Origin of the sequence: Pseudoduganella guangdongensis (assembly GCF_009857475.1) — a bacterium.
GTDB lineage: Bacteria > Pseudomonadota > Gammaproteobacteria > Burkholderiales > Burkholderiaceae_D > Rugamonas > Rugamonas guangdongensis.
The window spans coordinates 19832-39274 of record NZ_WWCJ01000015.1 but is presented as its reverse complement, the minus strand read 5'-3'; the positions used below and the strand labels follow the sequence as shown (position 1 = coordinate 39274).

Sequence of the window (19443 nt, the reverse complement as noted above, 5' to 3'; positions counted from 1 at the left end):
AACTCGATTGTAGGCAGCAGGGAGGAGATGGGCCTTTGATAAGAATCAATGGCGCGATGAGGTATGAGAACCAGAATAGGGAGCCGAAGTTTTACGCTGTTGACTGTGAGCGATGCAAAATGCCCGTCATGAGCACATCGATCAACGCATCCAAATGCCGATTGAACTCGTCATGCTCAAACCAAGCCTCACCATCGCCAAACACCAAGCGTAGCGACACCATGCCATGCAGCCCCTCCCAGTAGATCTGGGCCATGGCTTCCGCCTGGTCGGCTGGAATCGCTCCAGTTGCGGCCAGGTCGACAAACAACTGGCACGCAAACGCATAAGGATCCTGCATCGAATTGCCATGCTCCACGCGCGAGCTTTCCACCGGCGCGTGAGGACGGCGCTCCATGAACACCAGCGCATACTGGTCCGGATGGCGCATGCCGAAGGTGACATACGCCCGTCCCACCCGGCGGATGTTCTCCAGCAGCGGCAACTTGGCATCCATCGAATTGCGCATGGTCTTGACCAGGTCAAGCAAATCGCTGTCCATCGCCTGAGTGATCAGCGTGGCCTTGTTCTGGAATAGGTTATAGACCACGGTGGTGGAGAACCCCGCCTTCTCCGCGACCTTGCGCAGGGTGATCTCGCGTGCGCCGCCAGTTCGAATGAGGGAACGGACAGCCTTGATGATGTCCTTGCGGCGCTGCTCTGACTCGCGCGCTTTGCGCTGTTCAACGGAGTTGGGTTTGTCCATGCTGTGTTCTGGTGAAGTGCGCAGCCATTTTACGCGGAATTCCTGGCTGCGCACCCCGTTCAATTGACCTGGAAAGTCCTGCTGGTTCCCGTCAGCCCATAGACATTGCCGTTCCAGCCGTTCTTGTAGTCCCCGTAGTGGCGGATCCGGTACTGCCCGGTTGCCGCAGTGGCGGGAATGTCCCAGCCGATGACAGCGCGCGACGTTCCCCATACCGGATCGACGCGCTCCCATCGGTATGTGGTGTTCCAATCCCCGTCCGTCGCTACGGTGCGCCATGTCGTGCCATCCCATCGTTGCACCTCGAGGAAAGTGCCATTCTGGCGCAGGTTGTTCTTGGGGTGCCCCGTCCAGAATGACACTTCGACCCGCTGCCCGCGCAAGTAGCTTGCATTGGCCTGGCGTTCCACATCGCCGAAGCTTTTGAAGACCGGCGTGTTATCCAGCACCACGCCAGTCTGGAAAGACATCTGGTTGTTGGTCAGGTCGCGCACAGCCGCATTGCTGCCGGCTGAAGTCCCTTGACGCAAGGCCGTTGCCAGCTCATGGAAGCTTTGCTGGTATGCGCCCAATGTCCACTTGCCGAAATGGGTGGACGCGCCTTCATAGTGCTGCGCGTCGTACTCCTCCGGCGTGGTCACATAGCCTGCGTAGGCATTTGAGTAGCCGGCGAAGACCACGTGCCGCACGCTATCCCCCAGCGCCGCCTTGACGGTCTCGCGCACGCGCCGCCCCGCCATGATCGTGAATTCCGCCGGGGCGGCAATGATCGCCAGCTGCCCGATCCGCACGATGGAAACCGGCAGCACCTCAGGCGACCAGGGGAAGGGCGACTGCGTCCCCGTGGCCAGCAGCACCGGTTTCGCGCCATGGCAATCGCGCACCCACTGCGGCGCGGGCGCAATTACACCGCCCAGGGCCGTGAAGAAGGGATTGCCCGCCAGGTCGCCCTCGTTGAAGCCGTCCAGGCCGCGCCCATCCTCGGTGCCGGCCGCAAAGGCGCTGCCAATCGCCGCGGGACACGTGCTGCGTGATACGCCGTCTGCAAAGCCGCCAGCTACCGTTACGCGCGAGAAGTCGATATAGCGCTGGCGGTAATCCACCGTGCCGGAAAGCGCCTCAAGCGCGCCGTTATAGATGGACAGGGCCTTCTGCAGCTGGCGTTCGCCGATGATGCGCGTGTTTTCCAGCTCGTTTGCGGTGGGGCCCGTGCCGTCCAGGTTCAGGTTCGGCGTCATATCGCCGGCGTTCGACTGCGCGAAGGCCGCCACAAAGTCCGCATCGGAGTTGTAGCGCACGCCTTTCAGGTCATGCTCCCAGCGCCACGCTGCATAGCCCTTGTTGTCCGGCGTGATCAGGCGATTGGTGGGCGTCATGGAAACGCCATGCGTGGCGAACCAGCTGATCGCCCCCACATCCGCGCTGCCTTGCTTGAAGCGCAGCACCGTCATCTCCGGATCGATATTGCGCCCCCAGCGCTCGCGTTCCGCCTGTGGATTGCGCAGGTAGGCCTGCATCGAGCGGTTGTTGCTTGCATCGGTCAGCTCGCCCTTGCCGATGGCGATGCTGCCCGGTTTCAGGTCGCGGTGCGCCTTGTCGATAGCCGCCACCATACCGCTGACGATGGCATCGAACGTGCGCTTGTTGAATCCATACGTGGTGAAGTTGTACAGGGCATAATGGGAATGCCCGCCAGGCCCGCCATGCGTATGCGTGGCAGACAGGATCACATTCTCCGGCCCATAGGTGTTGCCGTACTTCGCCTGCAGCTGTCGCAGCACCGCCTGCTGCACGCCCTGGAACACCATACCCAGGTCATTGTTGACGAAGACCATGCGCCTGCCGCTGGCCTGGTCCACCACAATGAATGCCCGCGCGCGTTGCCGCATATGGATGCCCGCCGTCACCTGCGATGTTGAGCCGTAGCCCATCATCCCCACCTCCGCCGCCTCGCCGGTAATGTCGGACATGCCGCGCCCGACCAGGAAAGGATCGGCGTAAGCCGCACCACCAACCAGAATTGCGCCCAACACAGAAGCCAGGCGCACGAACCGAACTGAATTCGTCATGAACGTCCCCCTTCGAAGTTGACCAACTACCGGAAAAAAACTTATGGCATGGCTGGCATGGCGGGCCAGCGCTCGATAATGCGTCCCGACTCCATCAATGCGATGTCGCCGAATTGCTGAAGAACCGACTCGCTCTGGCGCGGCCGGAAGAAGATATAGTCGTCCATCTGCAGCTGCTGCGCGCCGGAGCCCAGCAAGGCCTGCTGGTTGGACGAATTGCCATATAGCCCGCTTGGCGCCAGGCCGGCAGGCGATACCGGATCTGCCATCCAGTTGCCGCCATAGACAAAGTAGACGCGCTCCTGGTTCACATCCCACGCGCGCGCCGCATCGCTCAAAGCCTCCACCCCGCGCGGCATCTGGAAGCGTCGCTCCGCCTTCAGCACCGGTGTGGCGATGAAGGCCGCTGGGGCCAGGTCTTGCAGCGCCTCTGTATCGAAGTCGCTCGGCTTGACCAGTGCCGATCCCAGCGCAATCTCGTTCGCCGCGCCGCTGCCGTCATGCATGCGATAGGTCGGCGAGCCTCCAGCATTGAGAACAAGCGCACCACCCGTACCTGCCGGCTGCAACGCCTGCTTTGCCAGCCCCGCATATTCTTGGTAGATGGATTTGGCATCCGCCAGCGCCTTTTCCCGCAGGCTCGCCAGCGGAAGCTTGGGCACATGCGCGTCGTACCCCATCATCCCGCTCCAATGCAGGCGCGGTTCCGCCTTGAGGATGGCCAGCATCTCCTGCAGCATCTGCGCGCTATCCACGCCGCCGCGATGCAGGCCTACATCGATCTCCAGGCTCACGCGCATGTCCAGCTGCTGCGCGCGTGCCAGGTCGCGATACTGGGCCAGGCGTTGCGGCGAATCCACCAGCCATTGCAGCTGCTGGCCCGGCTGGAACTGCCCGCCCTGGAAGCTGCGATAAAACTCCGCCGCCGCCGCAACCGGCAAAGGCTTGCCCAGCAAAAGATCGACATCCGAACGCTGCGCCGCCAGTTGCTGCAGGTAGGGCAGGTTGAACACCATCAGCCGGCGCGTCTGCATGGTTTGCATCAGCAGGTCCAGCAAGGGCAGGCAGGGCAGGGATTTGGCGACCAGGCGCAATGGCAGGCGGCCGTTCACGTTCTGCATTACCTGGCGCGCATTGGCCAGCAGCCTGTCCTTGTCGATTACCATGGTCGGCGTGGCAATGCCGGCCGCGCGCAAAGCCTGCGACGCCCGCGCAAAGTACTCTGCATGCGGCGCACCCTTGTCGCGCGGACGAACCGCCAGCGCCGCCGCACCAACCAGGCCGGCGCCTATCGCCGTGATGACCGCGCGTCGTTTCAGCGCCACCATCATGCCACCCCGAACAAAGTGCGCAGATGCTGGTTCAGCATGCGGCCTTTAGGGTCCATCTGCTGCCGTAGCGCCAGGAAATCGTTCCAGCGGGGGTAGAGCGTCGTCAGTTCCTTCGCGCCCAGGTTATGCAGCTTGCCCCAGTGCGGCCGGCCGCCGTGCTTGCGGAAGATGGGGCCCAGGTCGGATAGAAGGTAATCGTAAGCCTCTCCATGAGCCGCATGCACGGCGATGGAGCAGCTGTCGCGCTTGTAGAAGGGACTAAGCCAGGCATCGTCCCCCTTCACAAAGCGGAACTCCATGGGGAAGAATACCTCGTTGCGCTTCTCCAGCGCTGCGATGATCTCGCGCACGCAGGCAATGCCCGCTTCGCGCGGTACGTGGTATTCGGTTTCGTTGAAGCGCGTTGGGCGTACCGTGGAGAGCAGCTTCCACGAACGGTTCTTGGCTTCCTCGGTCAAGTCCGGGTCGATCAGTTTGCCCGCCGTCCAGCGCCGCAGGTCGGGGAATCTACCCAGCCAGTCGCGCAGGGTGCGCAGGTCGCTCAGCATCTCCTCGTCTTGGGAGTGCGGCACCAGCACGTCGCTGCCTTTGTACTCGTCGTGCGCAATGGCTGCCGCGTAACCGGTGAAGGGCAGGTAGTAGAACTCGAAGTGCCGATGCTTGGCAGCCAGCTCGCCGGCGCGCTCCAGCATTTCGCCAATCGGCCGCAGCCATACCTTGCGGTGCAGGCTGAAGGCGGGCACCACCCTCACAGTGGCCTGCGTAATCACGCCCAGGCTGCCGAGGGAAACGCGCGCCGCCGCCATCTGCTCGGGATGGCGTTCCTGGTTCCACTCCACCACCTCGCCCTGCGGCGTGACCAGGCGAAGGGCCGTTACGTCCGCATGCATGGCCTGGATAGTAGCGCCGGTGCCGTGCGTGCCGGTGCTGATGGCGCCTGCCAGCGACTGCATGTCGATATCCGGCAGGTTGCGCAGGGCGACGCCCTGGGCGTCCAACTGGCGCGACAGCATGGAAAGGCGCGTGCCGGCGCGCAGTGTGGCCGTCATGGCGCTCTTGTCGTGCGCGAGCACGCCGTGCATACGCTCCAGGGAGACGATGGTGTCGTTGGTCGGCACCAGGGGCGTGAAGGAATGGCCCGCGCCCACGCAGCGCACCGTGCCGGTGGCGTTGCGCAGCAGGTCGGCCAGCGCCTGCTCGTCGGCTGGTGTGGCCAGTGATTTGGCCTGGCATTGCTGCACCTCCGACCAGTTCTTCCAGCGGATGGTGCGCGTTTGCGCCTGCGCGGCGTGCGTGCGGCCCACCAGCAGGCCAGCCGCAGCAGCCATGGCGCCGGCCTTCAGGAAAAGACGGCGCTGCTTCATGTTCCGCTCCTTGCCATGAAGAGGGTGAGGGCGCGCAGGTCGTCCGCACTGCAGTCGTTGCAGGCGCCCATGGCGGGCATGGCGTTGAAGCCTTCGCTCGCGTGGCGCACCAGCTGGTCGATGCCTTTGTCGATGCGCGGTTTCCAGTGCGGGGCAAAGCCGGCCAGCGGCGCGCCGGTGCCGTTCACGGAATGGCAGGCCATGCAGGATCGTTCGTAGCGCTCGGCCAGTTGCGCGCTAGCGGGCCGTGAAGATTCAGCCCATTGCAGGTCTGCCGCCCCCGGCTCTTGCTTGGCGCCCGAACAGGCAGCCAGTAAAACTGCAACCCCCAACAATGCTCGCATCGACACCCCTTCATCAAGTGGGATAAGGTCAAATGAGAGTAACGATGAACTTAGAAAAAAACAATGTTTTTCTTGAGGTGTGCAATTTTATTGCGAGAAAAGCTACATACAGTCGAGGCGGAGGAGGGAAGTAACCAGCGCATCGACAGCCTCAATGACTGCGTGATTTGCAGAGTCATTGACAGAGTTTGCATCTGGGGTGCTGCGTGGACTTATCAAATGTAGATGTCAACGCCGCTTTCATCGATTGGGCGTGGAAGTAGGCGTGGAATTTTGTAATAGAGTTCCGCAATGAATTCGGCCCGAGCATGTGAGAAGTGGCATCGTCGATGACAGTTGGGGCACAGAGCGACAGCGTTTTCGATCGTATCCTCACCGTTCTCGGAAAGAGGCTTCACATGATGAACTTCCAAGTACGGAATGCCAGGTTGTGCCTCAAATGGCGCAACCGCATGGCAAGCTTCGCAATAAGGCCCCGCGTGCTTAAGTACCCAGGCTTTGACCGCAGGGCTACGCTCGTAGACAGTGACTTGAGAAGTGCTTCGTTTCGGAGTGGGATTGCCGGGAGGCGCTTCGACTAGAGGCTGGGTTAGCATCACGCCAACGCGATCATCCAGGATCTTTGGGTCTGATGTGGCCGCCCATGGCATATTCCCGCTATGACTTTCGATGGCAGCAATGAGGAAGGGTTTTACGCGACTTCCAACCTGCCCTTTGGGTAGATAGCCAGAAATAAACGGAAGCTTCAGCTCCATCATGACCGCCGAAATGTTCTGCATTCGCATTTCGACCGAGCCCTTGCTGCGCGAGGCAAGTTTGCTCTCACGCAGTTGTCGATTGTAATGAGCTTTGACATAGGCGGTACCTTCAAGCTCATGGCGAAGCATCTGCAAATAAGCGACAACGGCCGCGTCCAGTTCTGCCTGGGACCAATCACTTTGGCCTTCGATTTCTGCCGACATATAGTTGGTTGCAATACCTATTGTTGGTTTGCAACCAAGTGTAGCACAGCAATACTTTTAGTAACCAGCTACGAGCTATGGCCTTCCCGCGCAGGCTATTGCAGGCGAATGGCGGTGTCGAACACCCAGGTTCGGCGAATTTCGATCACGTCATACTGACGTGCCAGAGTAGGTGGGAAGGCGCCAAAGGGCGCATGGCTCGCAATTATTTTCCGAATGCCTTCATCGATCGCCGGCACGCCGCTGGAGACCACGAACGTCACCTTCTCCACAGAGCCGTCGGCCCGCACCGCGATCGTGACCATCGGTGAGACGTGACGCTGTTTCACTATATCGCGGACCATATCGAACGCCATATTGAGCTCGAACTTCTTGCCGATGGCATCCGCATACTGAACCAACTCGGCGTTCGGGTCGGCCCGGCCAAAGAGCCATCCCCGGCGCAGAGCGCTAACTGTTGGAAGCAGTGAGCGCGACGGATTCTTTAGTGCCGCCTCCCGCTGCGCAGCTTCCTCATTGAGTTGCCTGCCAATGGCGCGCAGGCGCTCCTCACGCTCGGCCTCCTGCTTGGCCTTCGCAAGCTGCGCCTGTTCTTTGCGCGCCTGCTCCAGTCGTGCCGCCTCTTGCCTGACGGCGTCCTGCCGCGCTGCTTCCTGTCGTTCCGCATCAAGCCGCGCGTTCTGGGCTCGCTCCAGCTCCTGCCGGGCCGCATCCTGACGCGCCTTTTCGTCTTGCCTTGCCTGTTCCTGGCGGAGCGCTTCGCGCCGCAGGTTTTCCTGGCGCGCCTGCTCGAGACGTTCCGCCTCCCGCCGCGCCGCGTCCGCCTTTGCTATTTGTTCAGCACGGGCCGCTTCTTCCTGCTTTGCTTGCTCCAGGCGAAGCGCCTCACGTCGCGCAGCATCCTGACGGGCGAGTTCAATGCGCCCGGCCTCGACCCGCGCAGTTTCGATTCGTGCGGCCTCAACTCGCGCAGCCTCCGCACGAGCCGCTTCCACGCGTGCTGCCTCGACGCGGACGGCCTCTTGCCGCAGCAGATCCTGGCGCGCTGCTTCACGTTGGGCTTCTGCGAGGAGTTCCGATTGCCGGAGCTTCTCTGCAACCTGCTTCTCTTGCTCAAAACGCGCCTGCTCAATGGCGCGTTCACGCGTTTCTTGCTCGAGCTGTTTTTGCTTCGTCTCGGCTAAGGTAGGCAGGACGACTGGCGGTGCCGCCGGAGCGGTGGGCAATGGAATATCTGGCGTTTTGGCCGCGGTGGTGGCCGGTGGGGGAGCAACTGTTCGAGCCGGTGACGCAACTGGCACAGGCTGGGGCGCAGATACCGCAGAGCTGGTGTTGGGCGGCATTTCTGCGGCGGCTGCCGGCGTGGGTGGCGCTATCGGCAGGGGGATTTCAGCGGGAGGCAATGGCAGCGGTGAAGCCGGTGCCGCGGATCGTGTCGGTAGCAGCAAGATCTCCAAGTCGTTCGCCTGCAGGCGACGTTCCTGCCATGGAAGATGCAAGCCTGGAAGTCCTAAGCCTTGGCCGCCGATCGCCATGCTCAAAAATAGCGCATGCACGAGCATGGAGATCAACACCGCTATGCTCAGGCGCCACGGGTCACGCTGACTGACGAGAGATGTGCTCAAGCCGCAAGCCCCGCGAATTGAAGCGCACTGTCATTCAAGTTTGCTGGATTGCTGGCCATCGCGGTGTTTTGAAAGGGGTTGCGAGAAGATCAATACAGCCTACCATAAGGCAAGCGGATGTTGAGCGAATGGCGTATTAGGTGTGGCGGCCGAGCCATGGCGAGGGGCTGCTTTCCCCACATGTTAAACTTGACGAGGTAATGCAATCGCATTACCATGAAAATCACCACTTCTCCGCAGTAAGAAATGCCATGGCAGCCATCCTGAAAGCCGAATCAACGTTGACTGACCGATTCCAAACTACGGTGCCGGAGCAGGTACGTCGCGCCTTGGGTCTGGGAAAGCGGGACAAAATCCAATACACCATTGGTTCCAATGGAGAGGTAGTCTTGTCGCGTGTGAATGCCGAGGGGGACGATCCGGTCTTGGGTGAGTTTTTGCGATTCCTTGCAAACGACATGACCGTTTCCCCAGAGCGCCTGCAACTGGTGGATGACCAGTTGGTCCGACACCTACGTGCCCTGACCAAAGAAGTCGAAATCGACCTCGACGCGCCACTGTCGCCGGATGACGAATGATGCAAATACATGGCTGGGCAGTATTCGCCCATCCGCTATTCCTAGCCCAGCTTGAAATCCTGGTCAGGCAGGTGGAGGCTCTGAAGCAAAAAGATCCAACTGGCTATGTAAAGAAGAACGCGACAAAGCGCCTGGCAGCCATCACGAAGCTGGCGTTTGATGTAATCCCGCAGGATCCGACGCGACCCGAGTTTCGCCAGGGTGACGCGCTGGGAGAAGACTTTAAGCACTGGTTCCGCGCCAAGTTCTTCCAACAGTATCGGCTCTTCTTTCGATATCACGCCGCCAGCAAACTGATTGTCCTGGCATGGGTCAATGACGAAGACACAAAACGGGCTTACGAAAGCGATGATGATGCTTACCGCGTCTTCCGCAAAATGGTACAGGGTGGGCACCCGCCAGATGATTGGCCTACCTTGCTCGCAGAGGCGTCCCGTGAAGAGTCACGCCTGCGGCAAATCGCGACCCGCCATCCGGATTGAATGATTGCACACGGCTGGGAACGGCTAGGGTATTTTACGCCTGCCGCAAAACGCCGGCTTTGAAACTTGCGATGGCCCAACCCTTTCAGCTTAGAGAATTGGCATCTCGAGTTTCCATCTCTGCGGCCAGGCGTTGCCAGCGAACTCGAGGAAACAGCGGCGTTGATAGACCGCCGTGTCCGGGTAGTTGCGGGTGAAGGTAGCAAGAGGTCGACGACGTCGCCCCCTTGCACAGGCCGCTTATTCAACCACGATAGCTTCTGATGGAATCGATAGCCGCGTAACTGGCTTATCACTGGCTTGTGGTAACGAGATGACCACCTTAGTGCCAACCGATCTCAAAAGTACATCTACGTGATCGAACTCAACGTAGTCATTACCAAGGAAGCTACTTCGCTGTTTTAATGTTGAGTTGGCTACGCGATCTGCCCACGGTTTTTTCACGTGGATTGTCGCATTGTCCTTTCTTAGTTGAGCAATTCTGAATCCAGCGTCGACGAGGAATGTCCGATTTGGAGCGAGCAGCATTGGGCATACAACGAGCCCAATGAAAAAGCACTTTTGCGCAAAGCGGTTGTTCGCTCGTTTTCGATCAATTTCTTCGGCATTGCTGCCACCCAGCACAAGATTTACATCGAGAACAGCCAGACGCTGCTGGACTCCCAACAACAGCGCGATTAAAAGGCCTTGCATCAATGGGACAGGAGCGAAGGTTATACCGTTGAAAGGATTCTTGAGCGAGTAGAGTACCCAGATGATTAGTCCGAGACACCCGATGCCCAGCACCGGGCCGCTCCACATCGGTGAGTAATCGGGTTTGAGCTGTGATTCGATGTGTGCGCGGCTAGTTACTGAACGGTTGTGGCGAGAACGTTCAAAAATATTTGTTGGTAATGCCATCAATACCGATCCCATGGCGGTTACCGCAATGGCGAACACGGTGTACGCGATCAAGAACCCCGCACTCACCAGGTAGAACGCCAGCCCTTCGCCAAGATTGATACCCTCCGGGAACTGATCAATCTCATTGCTGTAAATTAGCAGGCACAACCCGCCAACGGCAAGCGTCCCCCACTTGGCATACAGGCCTATCAATTCGGCAATCTCTTTGTACGTACTAAGTTTTGAACTCGGCTTATCTATTTCTTTATCGCTCATCGCGAATACTCCAAAAGGTGATTAGGAAGGTTTGTACCAGGCCGATCATCGCAGCACGCGCTCCAGCACTTGTGCCAGCGTGCCGGCGTTGGCCTGGCTGTTGACTTAGGAGGTGTTAGCGCATGGCCTGGGTGCAGAAACTCAGCCACTAGTTGGTACGCGTCGCGGGTCTGGATGACAGCACAGAGCGCGCATTAGCTACAATGAGGTGATAGAGGACGGGGCATGGTTAAAGATAAACTGGCCCGCCAGATTGCGTGGAAGTACTTAGCTTAGCGCACGTGCGCATGCTCCGCGATGGCTTTCTGCCCAGTGCTTCCCATCGTTTCGTTGGCTCCCTTTATCAGCGCAAATGCTTTCGTTTCAAGTTGCAAAGAAGTGCGATCCCACCGCTTGCTCACACCAGCAAATCAGAAATTGGCGGATAAAGAGCCCGCATGACGTCAATTCCGTAGTAACGTGCTAACCGCACAAGATGCGCTGGTTCAATTGACGCTAGGTACGCTATGTAACCCGTAAGGCTCTGTATGGACTCGGCATTTAATTCATTTTTGCTAAAGCGATGTATTTGAGACCGCAATAATTTCTTTTGTTCGAGTCCAACTGAAATAGTGCCTTGCGGCGTGATGGTCAATCCCGTAATTCGTCGGCCGCTCTTCTTTGATGCGTGAATCGTCTTCTCCGCATTTAACTTGAGTGGTATATCGCAGTTTTCACGAATTATGAGAGGAAGCTTTTTCTCAAACTCGGAGAGAACTCCTGGGGTAGAGGTTGAGAAACTGAGGTCATCTGCGTACCGGGTGTAAGCAATGTTTTCTCGACTTGCCGTCAAAGCTAAGGCGCAATCAAGACTATGCAACATAAGGTTCGACAAATGAGGGGAGCTTGGCGCGCCAATGGCCAGTGCTAGACTACCGGTTCCTTTGGTTCGCTTAAATAGAACCTGTTTCATTAAATTCGAATCCAAATCATCGATCCCAGCATCGCTTGCAAATCTGATAAAGTGATCCGCTTTTATTGATGGGAAAAAATTCTCGAAATCTACTTTTAGGAGAAATCTATGTTGCACATGGGGCTGAACGTTTTCGATTAATCCCGTGCCTCGTTTGTATGCTTTAGCAGAAGTGTGCACTGGGAAATTGCTCAGTACGTTCGCAACAAGCCATCGTTGCAACAGTTTTACCTCGGGCGTAGGTTGGGAGACTTCCCTAAAAAGACCGGGTTGTCTTTTTTTAATATAGTAAGTTTTATACCGTAGGGGAGCAGACCAGATCAACAAGTCCAGCTCGGTTGCATTAAAGGGCAGGGCTCTTAGGAGCTGGTCTCTAAGCGACATTAGAAAGCTCCTTTTGCTGCGGCTGTTTCAAGTGCCGAAATGCGAATGCTCGCCACTTGTCGTCCATCGTTTTTTCAAAAAGTCGAGCCTTCCACGATAACCGCTTGGCAGTAGCGCCAACATGAAACGAGTAATCGATCAATGAGGTGGCGTCGTCAAGAAAAAAACACCGTTCACTGAGTACTCGATCCTCGTTGATTAGTCGAACATTTTTTAAGGCTAAAATTAATTGCTCCGTTCGTCGTTTGCTTACTAGGAAACCTAATTCTTTGAGGAAGAGTTGAATGTCTGAAATTCTGGCGACCTGGATCAAGTCTATAAAATCAACAATCAAGTACATCATATGACGAGTGTTGGTTCTAGTAAATGCAGGTGCCCTTGGGGTGTTTTGGAAGCGCTTGTTGATCTCAGCAAGAATAAATTGAATCTCTTCGATCTCTAAGCTGGAGGCTCGGGAGGTGATAAAGTTAATCCGATTGGAGTATTCGGAAGTTAGATATTTTATCAATCCGAGCCGTATGAACGAGTCTTGATCGTGCTCAGAGTTGGCAACAACAAAGAGCTTTGGGGCAATATCTTTATTCTTGATGAAAGCGGCAAATTCGGCAATTGAGCCGGCCGACTCTAGAAAGACAAGAACTGTGTCGACTAATGCGCAAACATCTTCTTCAAAGTTCAATAGATTGTCATAAGTGCCGAAATGATTCCAATTCTTAAAATCTTCGGGTACTACCAGATGGTCGGCTAGAGCTCCAGGGGAAAGTAAAAAAATTGCCCTTTGTGAAGTGGGTTTATTTTCATCGTCTAGAGCGGGGCCACCAAAAACGGTAACCCGCTGGGGGCCGACCTTGACCTTTGATTTTTGCAGGTCGATTGCGCTCGCTAACGATGTGATTATTTTATCCAAGTGTTGGGGCTCAACTACCATTGAAAACAGCGCAGGAAGACGTGCACGGGACGGCAAGGGCGCCAGCCCGCAGTCCGGGCCGGGCGCGGCTTTCTGCGCTGCCAGTGCAAACAATCAAGACAGTCTGGCGAAACGCCCGACATTAATGATCAAGCAATATTAGCGATCATCAAACGCGTAATTGAGAAACGACAGACTACCATAGAATTTCACTTTGTCAACAAAGCCAACAGATGTTGCGCATTGCGCAACGTGACTGCTTGAGTACTTTGATTAAAGTAATCACGTCGTATACTGGCGCCCACTATCTCAATGAGTATTAACTATGAAAACGCACCCGTACCTCATAGAAGGCCGATTGCCTGACGTGCTTGCTTTAATTCAGGCCTTAGCTCTTTCGCCAATGACGCGTCGAAGCGAAGAAGGCCTTGTTCAAGAGTTGCAGGGGACGCCCTCTAGTGCGTCGTCCTGGATTGAGATCGGCTTGCAGCACCGCGAGTTTTTCCGCGTTAAACCAGAAGGGAAGAGGCGAGCCCACGTCTCATTGATAGCGAGGAATGTCCAAGAGCCAGTTTCCAACGATAACGGAGACGAACTCAGGCCGACCCTTCATGCGGATACCACCGCAAAATTAATGGCACTAGCAGTGGATCTTCACGCGCAGCAAACTCAGCGCAAGGAAGCGTGGAAGACTGTCATCATTCCAATCACCGTCGCTGTGCTCGCGGCGGTAGCGTCCATTTCAGCTGCTTTCATTAGTGCGGCCATGCGGAAATGATGATGAAACCGATCGTGTGGGTACCTTCACGGGTGCTTGGATTGGATACCGAAACGTTGCAGCCACTTGGGGAGCGTCGCTGGGTTTGGATGGCAGCACAGGCCGCCAGTGTCAGCTATAGCGATGCGATGGATGAACTGGCCGTGGTTGATGCTTTATCGACGGGCCGGGTCCCAAGCAAGTTTTTCGCGCACGTGTGCACGCTCTTCGACGAAGTCCCGCTTCAAATCGTAATCATGGCATGCAGCCAGGTTGCGCGGCAGAGCCGCATTACGATGGATATGGTCTGGAAAAATGTCGCGATGCTGACGCGCCTTGTAGCGGCTCGTCGGACGACAGTTTGGGGTGTGAGCGATGGTTAATCAGCGCTATTCGGACGGTTCCTTAGATTATCCAGATTGACCTCCACGAACGGAGCCCGTTTTTTCGAGTTTAGGGCAGAATTCCATCACTCATCCCATAAGCGATGGCACATGAAGCTATTCCTACAACCAAACCAAGGGAAAACTTCAAGGCTCCTCCAGTATAGGACTGTGCATCTGAGCTAGAAACGACGTTGAGTTTTTTTGGAGCATGCGGCAAGTCGAAGTAATGCATACTGCATCGCACCAAAAGACTTTGTGGGTGATATTCAGAATCTTGGTTGCGCGCGATTGCCAGCTCGTTATGGCATGCAACAACGAGCGCCGCAAGCGAAGGAGGCTCCTTCGCTTCAATTGCGCACAGTTCGCTTGCCCATGAGTTTATTGTCTTCAGCTCGAGCGACTCTTCTCCTTCTAGTGCAATTTTTGTTAATACATCTCGGTAACTTCTCGCTAATTCGCTGTGACGTCTCGCCCTTTCGGACCAGGAAAATACCAACGCTAAGGCGGACGATACGCTCATAACTATTGCGACCGCCGAGAGAGATTTCGAATCGGCGGCCTTCCATAAGGCGGCAGAACCGGCAAACAAGTTAGCAACCTTGCTCAGTTTGTCAAATAGCTCAAAAAAGCGTTCACGTTTCTGATGATAAAGCGCGGACAGCTCGGCCCTAAATTTGACCTCATTTAGCTTTAAACTAACGTCGCTGGGCGGCTCACTCGAGTTCATTTTTTTGTTGGCGGAGGAGTTGGAACACGTTGCGTGACCGTCGTAGACCTGACTTGATCACGCGGTGGCGCCTTGTTTCCTAAAGCACCGTCTTGTGCCGGCCTAGGAGCAGGTTTACTTGGTGTGACTGGTGTCGATCCCGGCTTTTTTGGTACTGTCATTATTGCCCTCGGTGGTTATTTTGATAATAAAACAATTGGAACGTGAACACTGATATTCTGAAAAATATTTGGTAGCGTCAAGTAAGTAATGTACATCAAATTTAATCCATGTCTAAGGCCCGGACAAAGGTGATGCTGCAACCGTCGTTGGACATGTGGATGCAAGCGCTGGATATGACCGTTTGCCATCGAGAATTGAAAGCAAAATGGGGTACTTTGCCCAAATCCAGTGAACGACCCAGGGGGATATACAAGGCACGTGATGTCGAGTGGGGGGCAGAGAATCTCAAATTTGCTCCCCCTTAAATGCAAGACTCCCGTCGGAAGGACATCTCATCCTGGGGATTTTTTGGGGTCTGCGGATCGCGGATAGGTTCGTTCTTCTTGGAATGCGCCGGTCTCCTTTATGAATCTTTACCGCCCCGCCGTTCCTCCTCAACAATTCACTGGTAGTTTTCACGAGTTCCACTTTGGTCCCGTTGCCGTGAAGGTGCAGGATGTTGATGGACTTGCACGAAATCGATCGATGTTGCATCCTGCAAGATCAGGATCATGACCGGGGAACTTAATGTCGCAAGAAGTGAAATCGCTAGCGGAATTTATGCACTGGGTGGAAAGCATGCGTGCCGATTTGCTTGAGCAGGAATGTGTTTTCTTCTATAGAGGGCATTCCGACGCAAGCTATCGATTGGAACCGGGTGTTTATCGAAGGGATCAAGACGGCCGCAGCTACCGCGAAAGAGAACATCAGCTATACGAAGAAATGCTTCGTCGTTCGCCAGCAGCGTTCTACGAAGACCAGAGCCTTTTTGAGCGCCTGGTTCGAATGCAGCACTTCGAGTTACCGACAAGGCTTCTCGACATTACGGCCAGTCCGCTCGTGGCATTGTATTTTGCGTGCCTTGGTAAGCTTGGTGTGGACGGTGAAGTCATGTTTTTCCCGCGGAAACGAGAATGGGTTGACTATCAGTCTGATGTCCCCGACGCAGCCTATGCCGGAATCGAACGTGCCGCCGATTTTGCATTTATTGCCAGCCAAACCATAACGCATTTCCTAAACTTCTTCGTGTTTCGCCGCGCTCAGTTGCCGAAGGAGGGGCGTCATGCATTTGAAGACGAGTTTCACGGATTTTTGGATCAATGTATTGGCTCGCTGCAAGGGGTGGCAGAAAATCACGATCTAGTGGTTACAGCTGCGGTTCTTCGGGCTATTGAAACGGCAACCGCGCCCTTCGTGAATAAGTGGGATCATCATTTTGGCGGCGAAACGAAGGCGGCAGAAAGCAGTGATCAGGCTCATCTTGCTCAGCAGCTGAATCTATTCATTTTGCGGTTTTATCGGGACTTCAATCAGCTAAGAGATGACCTTGTCGGTAAGATCTGCGAGCAGTTGCGTATCCGGCGTCACGACGGAAATGGCGCTGTCCATAGTCTACTTTCTCAATTCACCTATTTCTACTTCGTCCATTCACCGCTGAACAACGAACGCATTCGTCGCCAGCAAGGCGCGTTTGTGATTTTCCCTCCAGGGAGGACAGAGCACTGGTCGCTTGAAGATGCCCAGCAAGTGCATAGGGTCAGGATAGCGGCTGGAAGTAAGGAGCTCATTCTTCGAGAGTTAGCACACTTGGGCATAACTCATAGCCAGCTCTTCCCCGAACTGCATGTTCAGGCGGCTGACGCGAAGCGTCTATATCAAGTGACGCCTGACAAGCATCCACGATGGGAAAACACGGAATGAAACGAATTCCGAAAGTTTGGAGTCGCAGGATCTGCGAACAAAAAAGCCCACGAATCGAAACTCGTGGGCTTTTTTGCAAGTCGTTGTAGGGCTGGCAGCCCTGAGCTATTGAAGCATATCCGTAGATAGAAATCTCAACGGATGCGTTTCAAAATCTCAGGTTATGGCTCCTGCTACACAATATTTTATACGTCGATGTTACCGGCGCGCAGCGCGTTGGTCTCAATGAAGTTGCGGCGTGGTTCCACATCGTCACCCATCAGCGTGGTGAAGATCTGATCCGCGGCAATCGCATCTTCGATCTGCACTTTCAACAGACGGCGGACGGTTGGGTCCATGGTGGTTTCCCACAGCTGCTCTGGATTCATCTCGCCCAGACCTTTGTAGCGCTGCTTGCTGACGGTACGTTCGGCTTCTTCGCGCAGCCATTGCATGGCGTGGTGGAAGTCGACCACGGCGCTTTCCTTGGTGCGCTCGCCTTCGCCGCGGCGGATCACGGCGCCATCGCCGATCAGGCCGGTGAAGGTGGCGGCGGCGTCGGCCAGCACGCGGTAGTCGGCGCCTTGCACGAAGTCGGCGTCGATCGAGGATACCTTCACGTTACCGTGGTGCAGGCGCTCGATGCGCAGGGTGTGCTTCTCGGACAGTTCGTCGGTGGTCACGCGGACGGTAACGGCGCTGTCGTTGATGTTGTCGACCAGTGCCTTGGCGGATGCCTGGGCTGCGTCGATGGTCGACAAGTCGAGCGTTACGCCGGTCATGATGGCGGTCAGCGCGGCGCGGTCGATCACGCGGGTCAGGCGGGTCATGATGGCGTTGGCCATGTTGTAGGTGCGTGCCAGTTCGCCCAGCGCTTCGCCCTGGATCACGTCGGCGCCTTCGCGCGGGGTGAGCACGGCGGTGTTCAGCGCTACGTTCATCATGTAGCCGGCTTCTTCCAGGTCGTCCTTCAGGTAGCGCTCATCGCGGCCGGCCTTCACTTTGTACAGCGGCGGCTGTGCAATGTAGATGTGGCCGCGCTCGACCAGTTGCGGCATCTGGCGGTAGAAGAGGGTCAGCAGCAGGGTGCGAATGTGGGCGCCGTCGACGTCCGCGTCGGTCATGATGATGATGCGGTGGTAGCGCAGCTTCTCGATATTGAATTCATCGGCGCCGATGCTGGTGCCCAAGGTGGCGATCAGGGTGGTGATCTGCTCGGACGACAGCATCTTCTCGAAGCGCGCCTTTTCCACGTTCAGCACTTTACCGCGCAGTGGCAGGATAGCCTGGAACTTACGGTCGCGGCCCTGCTTGGCGGAGCCGCCTGCGGAGTCACCCTCGACGATGTACAGTTCGGACAGGGCCGGGTCTTTTTCCTGGCAGTCGGCCAGCTTGGCGGAGAGGCCCAGGCCGTCCATGATGCCTTTGCGGCGGGTCAGGTCGCGGGCTTTGCGCGCGGCTTCACGGGCGCGTGCTGCTTCCACGATCTTGCCGCAGATGATCTTGGCGTCGTTCGGCTTTTCCATCAGGAAGTCGGTCAGCGTCTTGGCGACGATCTCTTCGACCGGGCCGCGCACTTCGGACGACACCAGCTTGTCTTTGGTCTGGCTGGAGAACTTTGGCTCCGGTACTTTCACGGACAGCACGCAGGTCAGGCCTTCGCGCATGTCGTCGCCGGCGATTTCAACCTTGGCCTTCTTGGCGAAGTCGTTCTCGTCGATGTACTTGTTGATCACGCGGGTCATTGCCGCGCGCAGGCCGGTCAGGTGGGTGCCGCCGTCGCGCTGCGGAATGTTGTTGGTGAAGCAGAGTACCTGTTCGTTGAAGGCGTCGTTCCATTGCATGGAGACGTCCACCGAGATCGTGGTGTTCTGGTCGGACTGGCGTTCGCCGGTGGCCTGGAACACGGTCGGGTGCAGCACGGTCTTGGCTTTGTTGATGTATTCAACGAAGCCGCGGGTGCCGCCTTCAAATGCAAAAACTTCTTCCTTGCCGTTGCGCTGGTCGGTCAGCTTGATGTTGACGCCGTTGTTCAGGAAGGACAGTTCGCGGATACGCTTGGCCAGGATCTCGTAGTGGAATTCCACGTGCGTGAAGATCTCTTCGTCGGCCCAGAAGTGCACGTCGGTGCCGCGCTTGTCGGTTTCGCCGATCACTTTGATCGGGGAGACTTGCACGCCGTCGCGCATTTCCAGTTCGCGGTTCTGCGGTACGCCGCGCACGAATTCCATCTGGTGCACTTTGCCGTCGCGGCGGATGGTCACGCGCAGCAGCTTGGACAGTGCGTTCACGCAGCTCACGCCCACGCCGTGCAGGCCGCCGGAGACTTTATACGAGTTCTGGTCGAACTTGCCGCCGGCATGCAGCTCGGTCAGCACGATTTCGGCTGCGGAGCGTTTTGGCTCGTGCTTGTCGTCCATCTTCAGGCCGACTGGAATGCCGCGGCCGTTGTCGGTGATCGAGATCGAGTTGTCGCTGTGGATGGTGACGTGGATCTCGGTGCAGTGGCCGGCCAGGGATTCGTCAATCGAGTTGTCCAGCACCTCGAATACCAGGTGGTGCAAGCCGGTGCCGTCGGACGTGTCGCCGATGTACATGCCGGGACGCTTGCGGACTGCTTCCAGGCCTTCCAGGATCTGGATCGAGGCGGCGCCGTATTCTTCTGCTTTGGCCTTTGGTTGTTCGTTGTGGCTTTCGGACATGGACTGCTTTCTCTCTTAACGAATTTCTTCTTCTAAACCCGGTAAACCGGGGTCAGACCCAAGGGTCAGACCCTTGGCGGCTCTACGGC

Annotated in this window: 17 protein-coding genes; 5 read left to right on the top strand and 12 right to left on the bottom strand. The window is 56.7% G+C overall.

Going from position 1 to position 19443, the window contains the following annotated elements; translation table 11 throughout:
- Positions 1 to 91: 91 nt before the first annotated feature.
- The 7 genes from GTP41_RS19350 to GTP41_RS19320 form a co-directional block, all read right to left on the bottom strand.
- Entirely contained in the window at positions 92 to 745 is a 654-nt protein-coding gene (locus tag GTP41_RS19350; protein WP_161027217.1) for a TetR/AcrR family transcriptional regulator, read from the bottom strand.
- A gap of 59 nt (positions 746 to 804) precedes the next feature.
- A complete protein-coding gene (locus GTP41_RS19345; protein WP_161027216.1) occupies positions 805 to 2814 on the bottom strand; it encodes a neutral/alkaline ceramidase in 2010 nt (669 codons plus the stop codon).
- Positions 2815 to 2855: 41 nt separating this feature from the next.
- Positions 2856 to 4145: an alanine racemase gene (locus tag GTP41_RS19340; RefSeq protein WP_229502971.1), complete on the bottom strand. Its 1290-nt coding sequence runs from the start codon at positions 4143 to 4145 to the stop codon at positions 2856 to 2858.
- Positions 4142 to 5509, bottom strand: coding sequence for a D-arabinono-1,4-lactone oxidase (locus GTP41_RS19335; protein ID WP_161027215.1), 1368 nt, complete (start codon positions 5507 to 5509; stop codon positions 4142 to 4144). The genes GTP41_RS19340 and GTP41_RS19335 overlap by 4 nt, the downstream gene beginning before the upstream one ends.
- Positions 5506 to 5853: a c-type cytochrome gene (locus GTP41_RS19330; protein ID WP_161027214.1), complete on the bottom strand. Its 348-nt coding sequence runs from the start codon at positions 5851 to 5853 to the stop codon at positions 5506 to 5508. Before GTP41_RS19330 ends, GTP41_RS19335 begins: the two co-directional genes overlap by 4 nt.
- 215 nt (positions 5854 to 6068) lie before the next feature.
- Complete coding sequence (locus GTP41_RS19325) at positions 6069 to 6815, bottom strand: HNH endonuclease (RefSeq protein WP_161027213.1); 747 nt, start codon at positions 6813 to 6815, stop codon at positions 6069 to 6071.
- A 95-nt stretch (positions 6816 to 6910) separates the two neighbouring features.
- Positions 6911 to 8377 carry a TonB C-terminal domain-containing protein gene (locus GTP41_RS19320; RefSeq protein WP_229502974.1) on the bottom strand — a complete coding sequence of 489 codons (1467 nt, stop codon included), beginning with the start codon at positions 8375 to 8377 and terminating at the stop codon, positions 6911 to 6913.
- A 314-nt stretch (positions 8378 to 8691) separates the two neighbouring features.
- On the opposite strand from GTP41_RS19320, the gene GTP41_RS19315 reads away from it, so the two are divergent.
- Together GTP41_RS19315 and GTP41_RS19310 are read left to right on the top strand one after the other, a co-directional pair.
- Complete coding sequence (locus GTP41_RS19315) at positions 8692 to 9018, top strand: type II toxin-antitoxin system PrlF family antitoxin (RefSeq protein WP_161027211.1); 327 nt, start codon at positions 8692 to 8694, stop codon at positions 9016 to 9018.
- Positions 9015 to 9500 carry a type II toxin-antitoxin system YhaV family toxin gene (locus tag GTP41_RS19310; protein WP_161027210.1) on the top strand — a complete coding sequence of 162 codons (486 nt, stop codon included), beginning with the start codon at positions 9015 to 9017 and terminating at the stop codon, positions 9498 to 9500. Before GTP41_RS19315 ends, GTP41_RS19310 begins: the two co-directional genes overlap by 4 nt.
- A gap of 240 nt (positions 9501 to 9740) precedes the next feature.
- On the opposite strand, the gene GTP41_RS19305 is transcribed toward GTP41_RS19310, so the two are convergent.
- The 3 genes from GTP41_RS19305 to GTP41_RS19295 all read right to left on the bottom strand — a co-directional run bounded on the left by GTP41_RS19305 (position 9741) and on the right by GTP41_RS19295 (position 13015).
- Positions 9741 to 10658, bottom strand: a complete 918-nt coding sequence (locus GTP41_RS19305; protein WP_161027209.1) for a hypothetical protein — start codon at positions 10656 to 10658, stop codon at positions 9741 to 9743.
- Positions 10659 to 11055: 397 nt separating this feature from the next.
- On the bottom strand, positions 11056 to 11994 hold the full coding sequence (locus tag GTP41_RS19300; protein ID WP_161027208.1) for a retron St85 family RNA-directed DNA polymerase: 939 nt from the start codon (positions 11992 to 11994) through the stop codon (positions 11056 to 11058).
- Entirely contained in the window at positions 11984 to 13015 is a 1032-nt protein-coding gene (locus tag GTP41_RS19295; RefSeq protein WP_161027207.1) for a retron St85 family effector protein, read from the bottom strand. The genes GTP41_RS19300 and GTP41_RS19295 overlap by 11 nt, the downstream gene beginning before the upstream one ends.
- Before the next feature lie 211 nt (positions 13016 to 13226).
- Between GTP41_RS19295 and GTP41_RS19290 the strand changes: the two genes are divergently transcribed.
- Together GTP41_RS19290 and GTP41_RS19285 are read left to right on the top strand one after the other, a co-directional pair.
- Positions 13227 to 13679: a hypothetical protein gene (locus GTP41_RS19290; RefSeq protein WP_161027206.1), complete on the top strand. Its 453-nt coding sequence runs from the start codon at positions 13227 to 13229 to the stop codon at positions 13677 to 13679.
- Positions 13676 to 14041: a hypothetical protein gene (locus tag GTP41_RS19285; RefSeq protein ID WP_161027205.1), complete on the top strand. Its 366-nt coding sequence runs from the start codon at positions 13676 to 13678 to the stop codon at positions 14039 to 14041. The genes GTP41_RS19290 and GTP41_RS19285 overlap by 4 nt, the downstream gene beginning before the upstream one ends.
- 70 nt (positions 14042 to 14111) lie before the next feature.
- On the opposite strand, the gene GTP41_RS19280 is transcribed toward GTP41_RS19285, so the two are convergent.
- Positions 14112 to 14771, bottom strand: coding sequence for a hypothetical protein (locus GTP41_RS19280; RefSeq protein ID WP_161027204.1), 660 nt, complete (start codon positions 14769 to 14771; stop codon positions 14112 to 14114).
- A 729-nt stretch (positions 14772 to 15500) separates the two neighbouring features.
- Between GTP41_RS19280 and GTP41_RS19275 the strand changes: the two genes are divergently transcribed.
- Positions 15501 to 16673 carry an FRG domain-containing protein gene (locus GTP41_RS19275; protein ID WP_161027203.1) on the top strand — a complete coding sequence of 391 codons (1173 nt, stop codon included), beginning with the start codon at positions 15501 to 15503 and terminating at the stop codon, positions 16671 to 16673.
- A gap of 185 nt (positions 16674 to 16858) precedes the next feature.
- Here the strand turns inward: GTP41_RS19275 and gyrB are convergent, their stop codons facing one another.
- Positions 16859 to 19354 (bottom strand): DNA topoisomerase (ATP-hydrolyzing) subunit B, encoded by a 2496-nt coding sequence (gene gyrB / locus GTP41_RS19270; protein WP_161027202.1) that lies wholly within the window; start codon positions 19352 to 19354, stop codon positions 16859 to 16861.
- Positions 19355 to 19443 lie beyond the last annotated feature (89 nt).

Bases quoted from the DNA above. Each gene is read 5' to 3' on its own strand.
- GTP41_RS19325 (WP_161027213.1), bottom strand. From the start codon at position 6,815: ATGTCGGCAGAAATCGAAGGCCAAAGTGATTGGTCCCAGGCAGAACTG.
- GTP41_RS19300 (WP_161027208.1), bottom strand. From the start codon at position 11,994: ATGTCGCTTAGAGACCAGCTCCTAAGAGCCCTGCCCTTTAATGCAACC.
- GTP41_RS19340 (WP_229502971.1), bottom strand. From the start codon at position 4,145: ATGATGGTGGCGCTGAAACGACGCGCGGTCATCACGGCGATAGGCGCC.
- GTP41_RS19285 (WP_161027205.1), top strand. From the start codon at position 13,676: ATGATGATGAAACCGATCGTGTGGGTACCTTCACGGGTGCTTGGATTG.
- GTP41_RS19275 (WP_161027203.1), top strand. From the start codon at position 15,501: ATGTCGCAAGAAGTGAAATCGCTAGCGGAATTTATGCACTGGGTGGAA.
- GTP41_RS19290 (WP_161027206.1), top strand. From the start codon at position 13,227: ATGAAAACGCACCCGTACCTCATAGAAGGCCGATTGCCTGACGTGCTT.
- GTP41_RS19335 (WP_161027215.1), bottom strand. From the start codon at position 5,509: ATGAAGCAGCGCCGTCTTTTCCTGAAGGCCGGCGCCATGGCTGCTGCG.
- GTP41_RS19350 (WP_161027217.1), bottom strand. From the start codon at position 745: ATGGACAAACCCAACTCCGTTGAACAGCGCAAAGCGCGCGAGTCAGAG.
- gyrB (WP_161027202.1), bottom strand. From the start codon at position 19,354: ATGTCCGAAAGCCACAACGAACAACCAAAGGCCAAAGCAGAAGAATAC.
- GTP41_RS19345 (WP_161027216.1), bottom strand. From the start codon at position 2,814: ATGACGAATTCAGTTCGGTTCGTGCGCCTGGCTTCTGTGTTGGGCGCA.
- GTP41_RS19310 (WP_161027210.1), top strand. From the start codon at position 9,015: ATGATGCAAATACATGGCTGGGCAGTATTCGCCCATCCGCTATTCCTA.
- GTP41_RS19315 (WP_161027211.1), top strand. From the start codon at position 8,692: ATGGCAGCCATCCTGAAAGCCGAATCAACGTTGACTGACCGATTCCAA.
- GTP41_RS19305 (WP_161027209.1), bottom strand. From the start codon at position 10,658: ATGAGCGATAAAGAAATAGATAAGCCGAGTTCAAAACTTAGTACGTAC.
- GTP41_RS19280 (WP_161027204.1), bottom strand. From the start codon at position 14,771: ATGAACTCGAGTGAGCCGCCCAGCGACGTTAGTTTAAAGCTAAATGAG.
- GTP41_RS19320 (WP_229502974.1), bottom strand. From the start codon at position 8,377: ATGCTCGTGCATGCGCTATTTTTGAGCATGGCGATCGGCGGCCAAGGC.
- GTP41_RS19330 (WP_161027214.1), bottom strand. From the start codon at position 5,853: ATGCGAGCATTGTTGGGGGTTGCAGTTTTACTGGCTGCCTGTTCGGGC.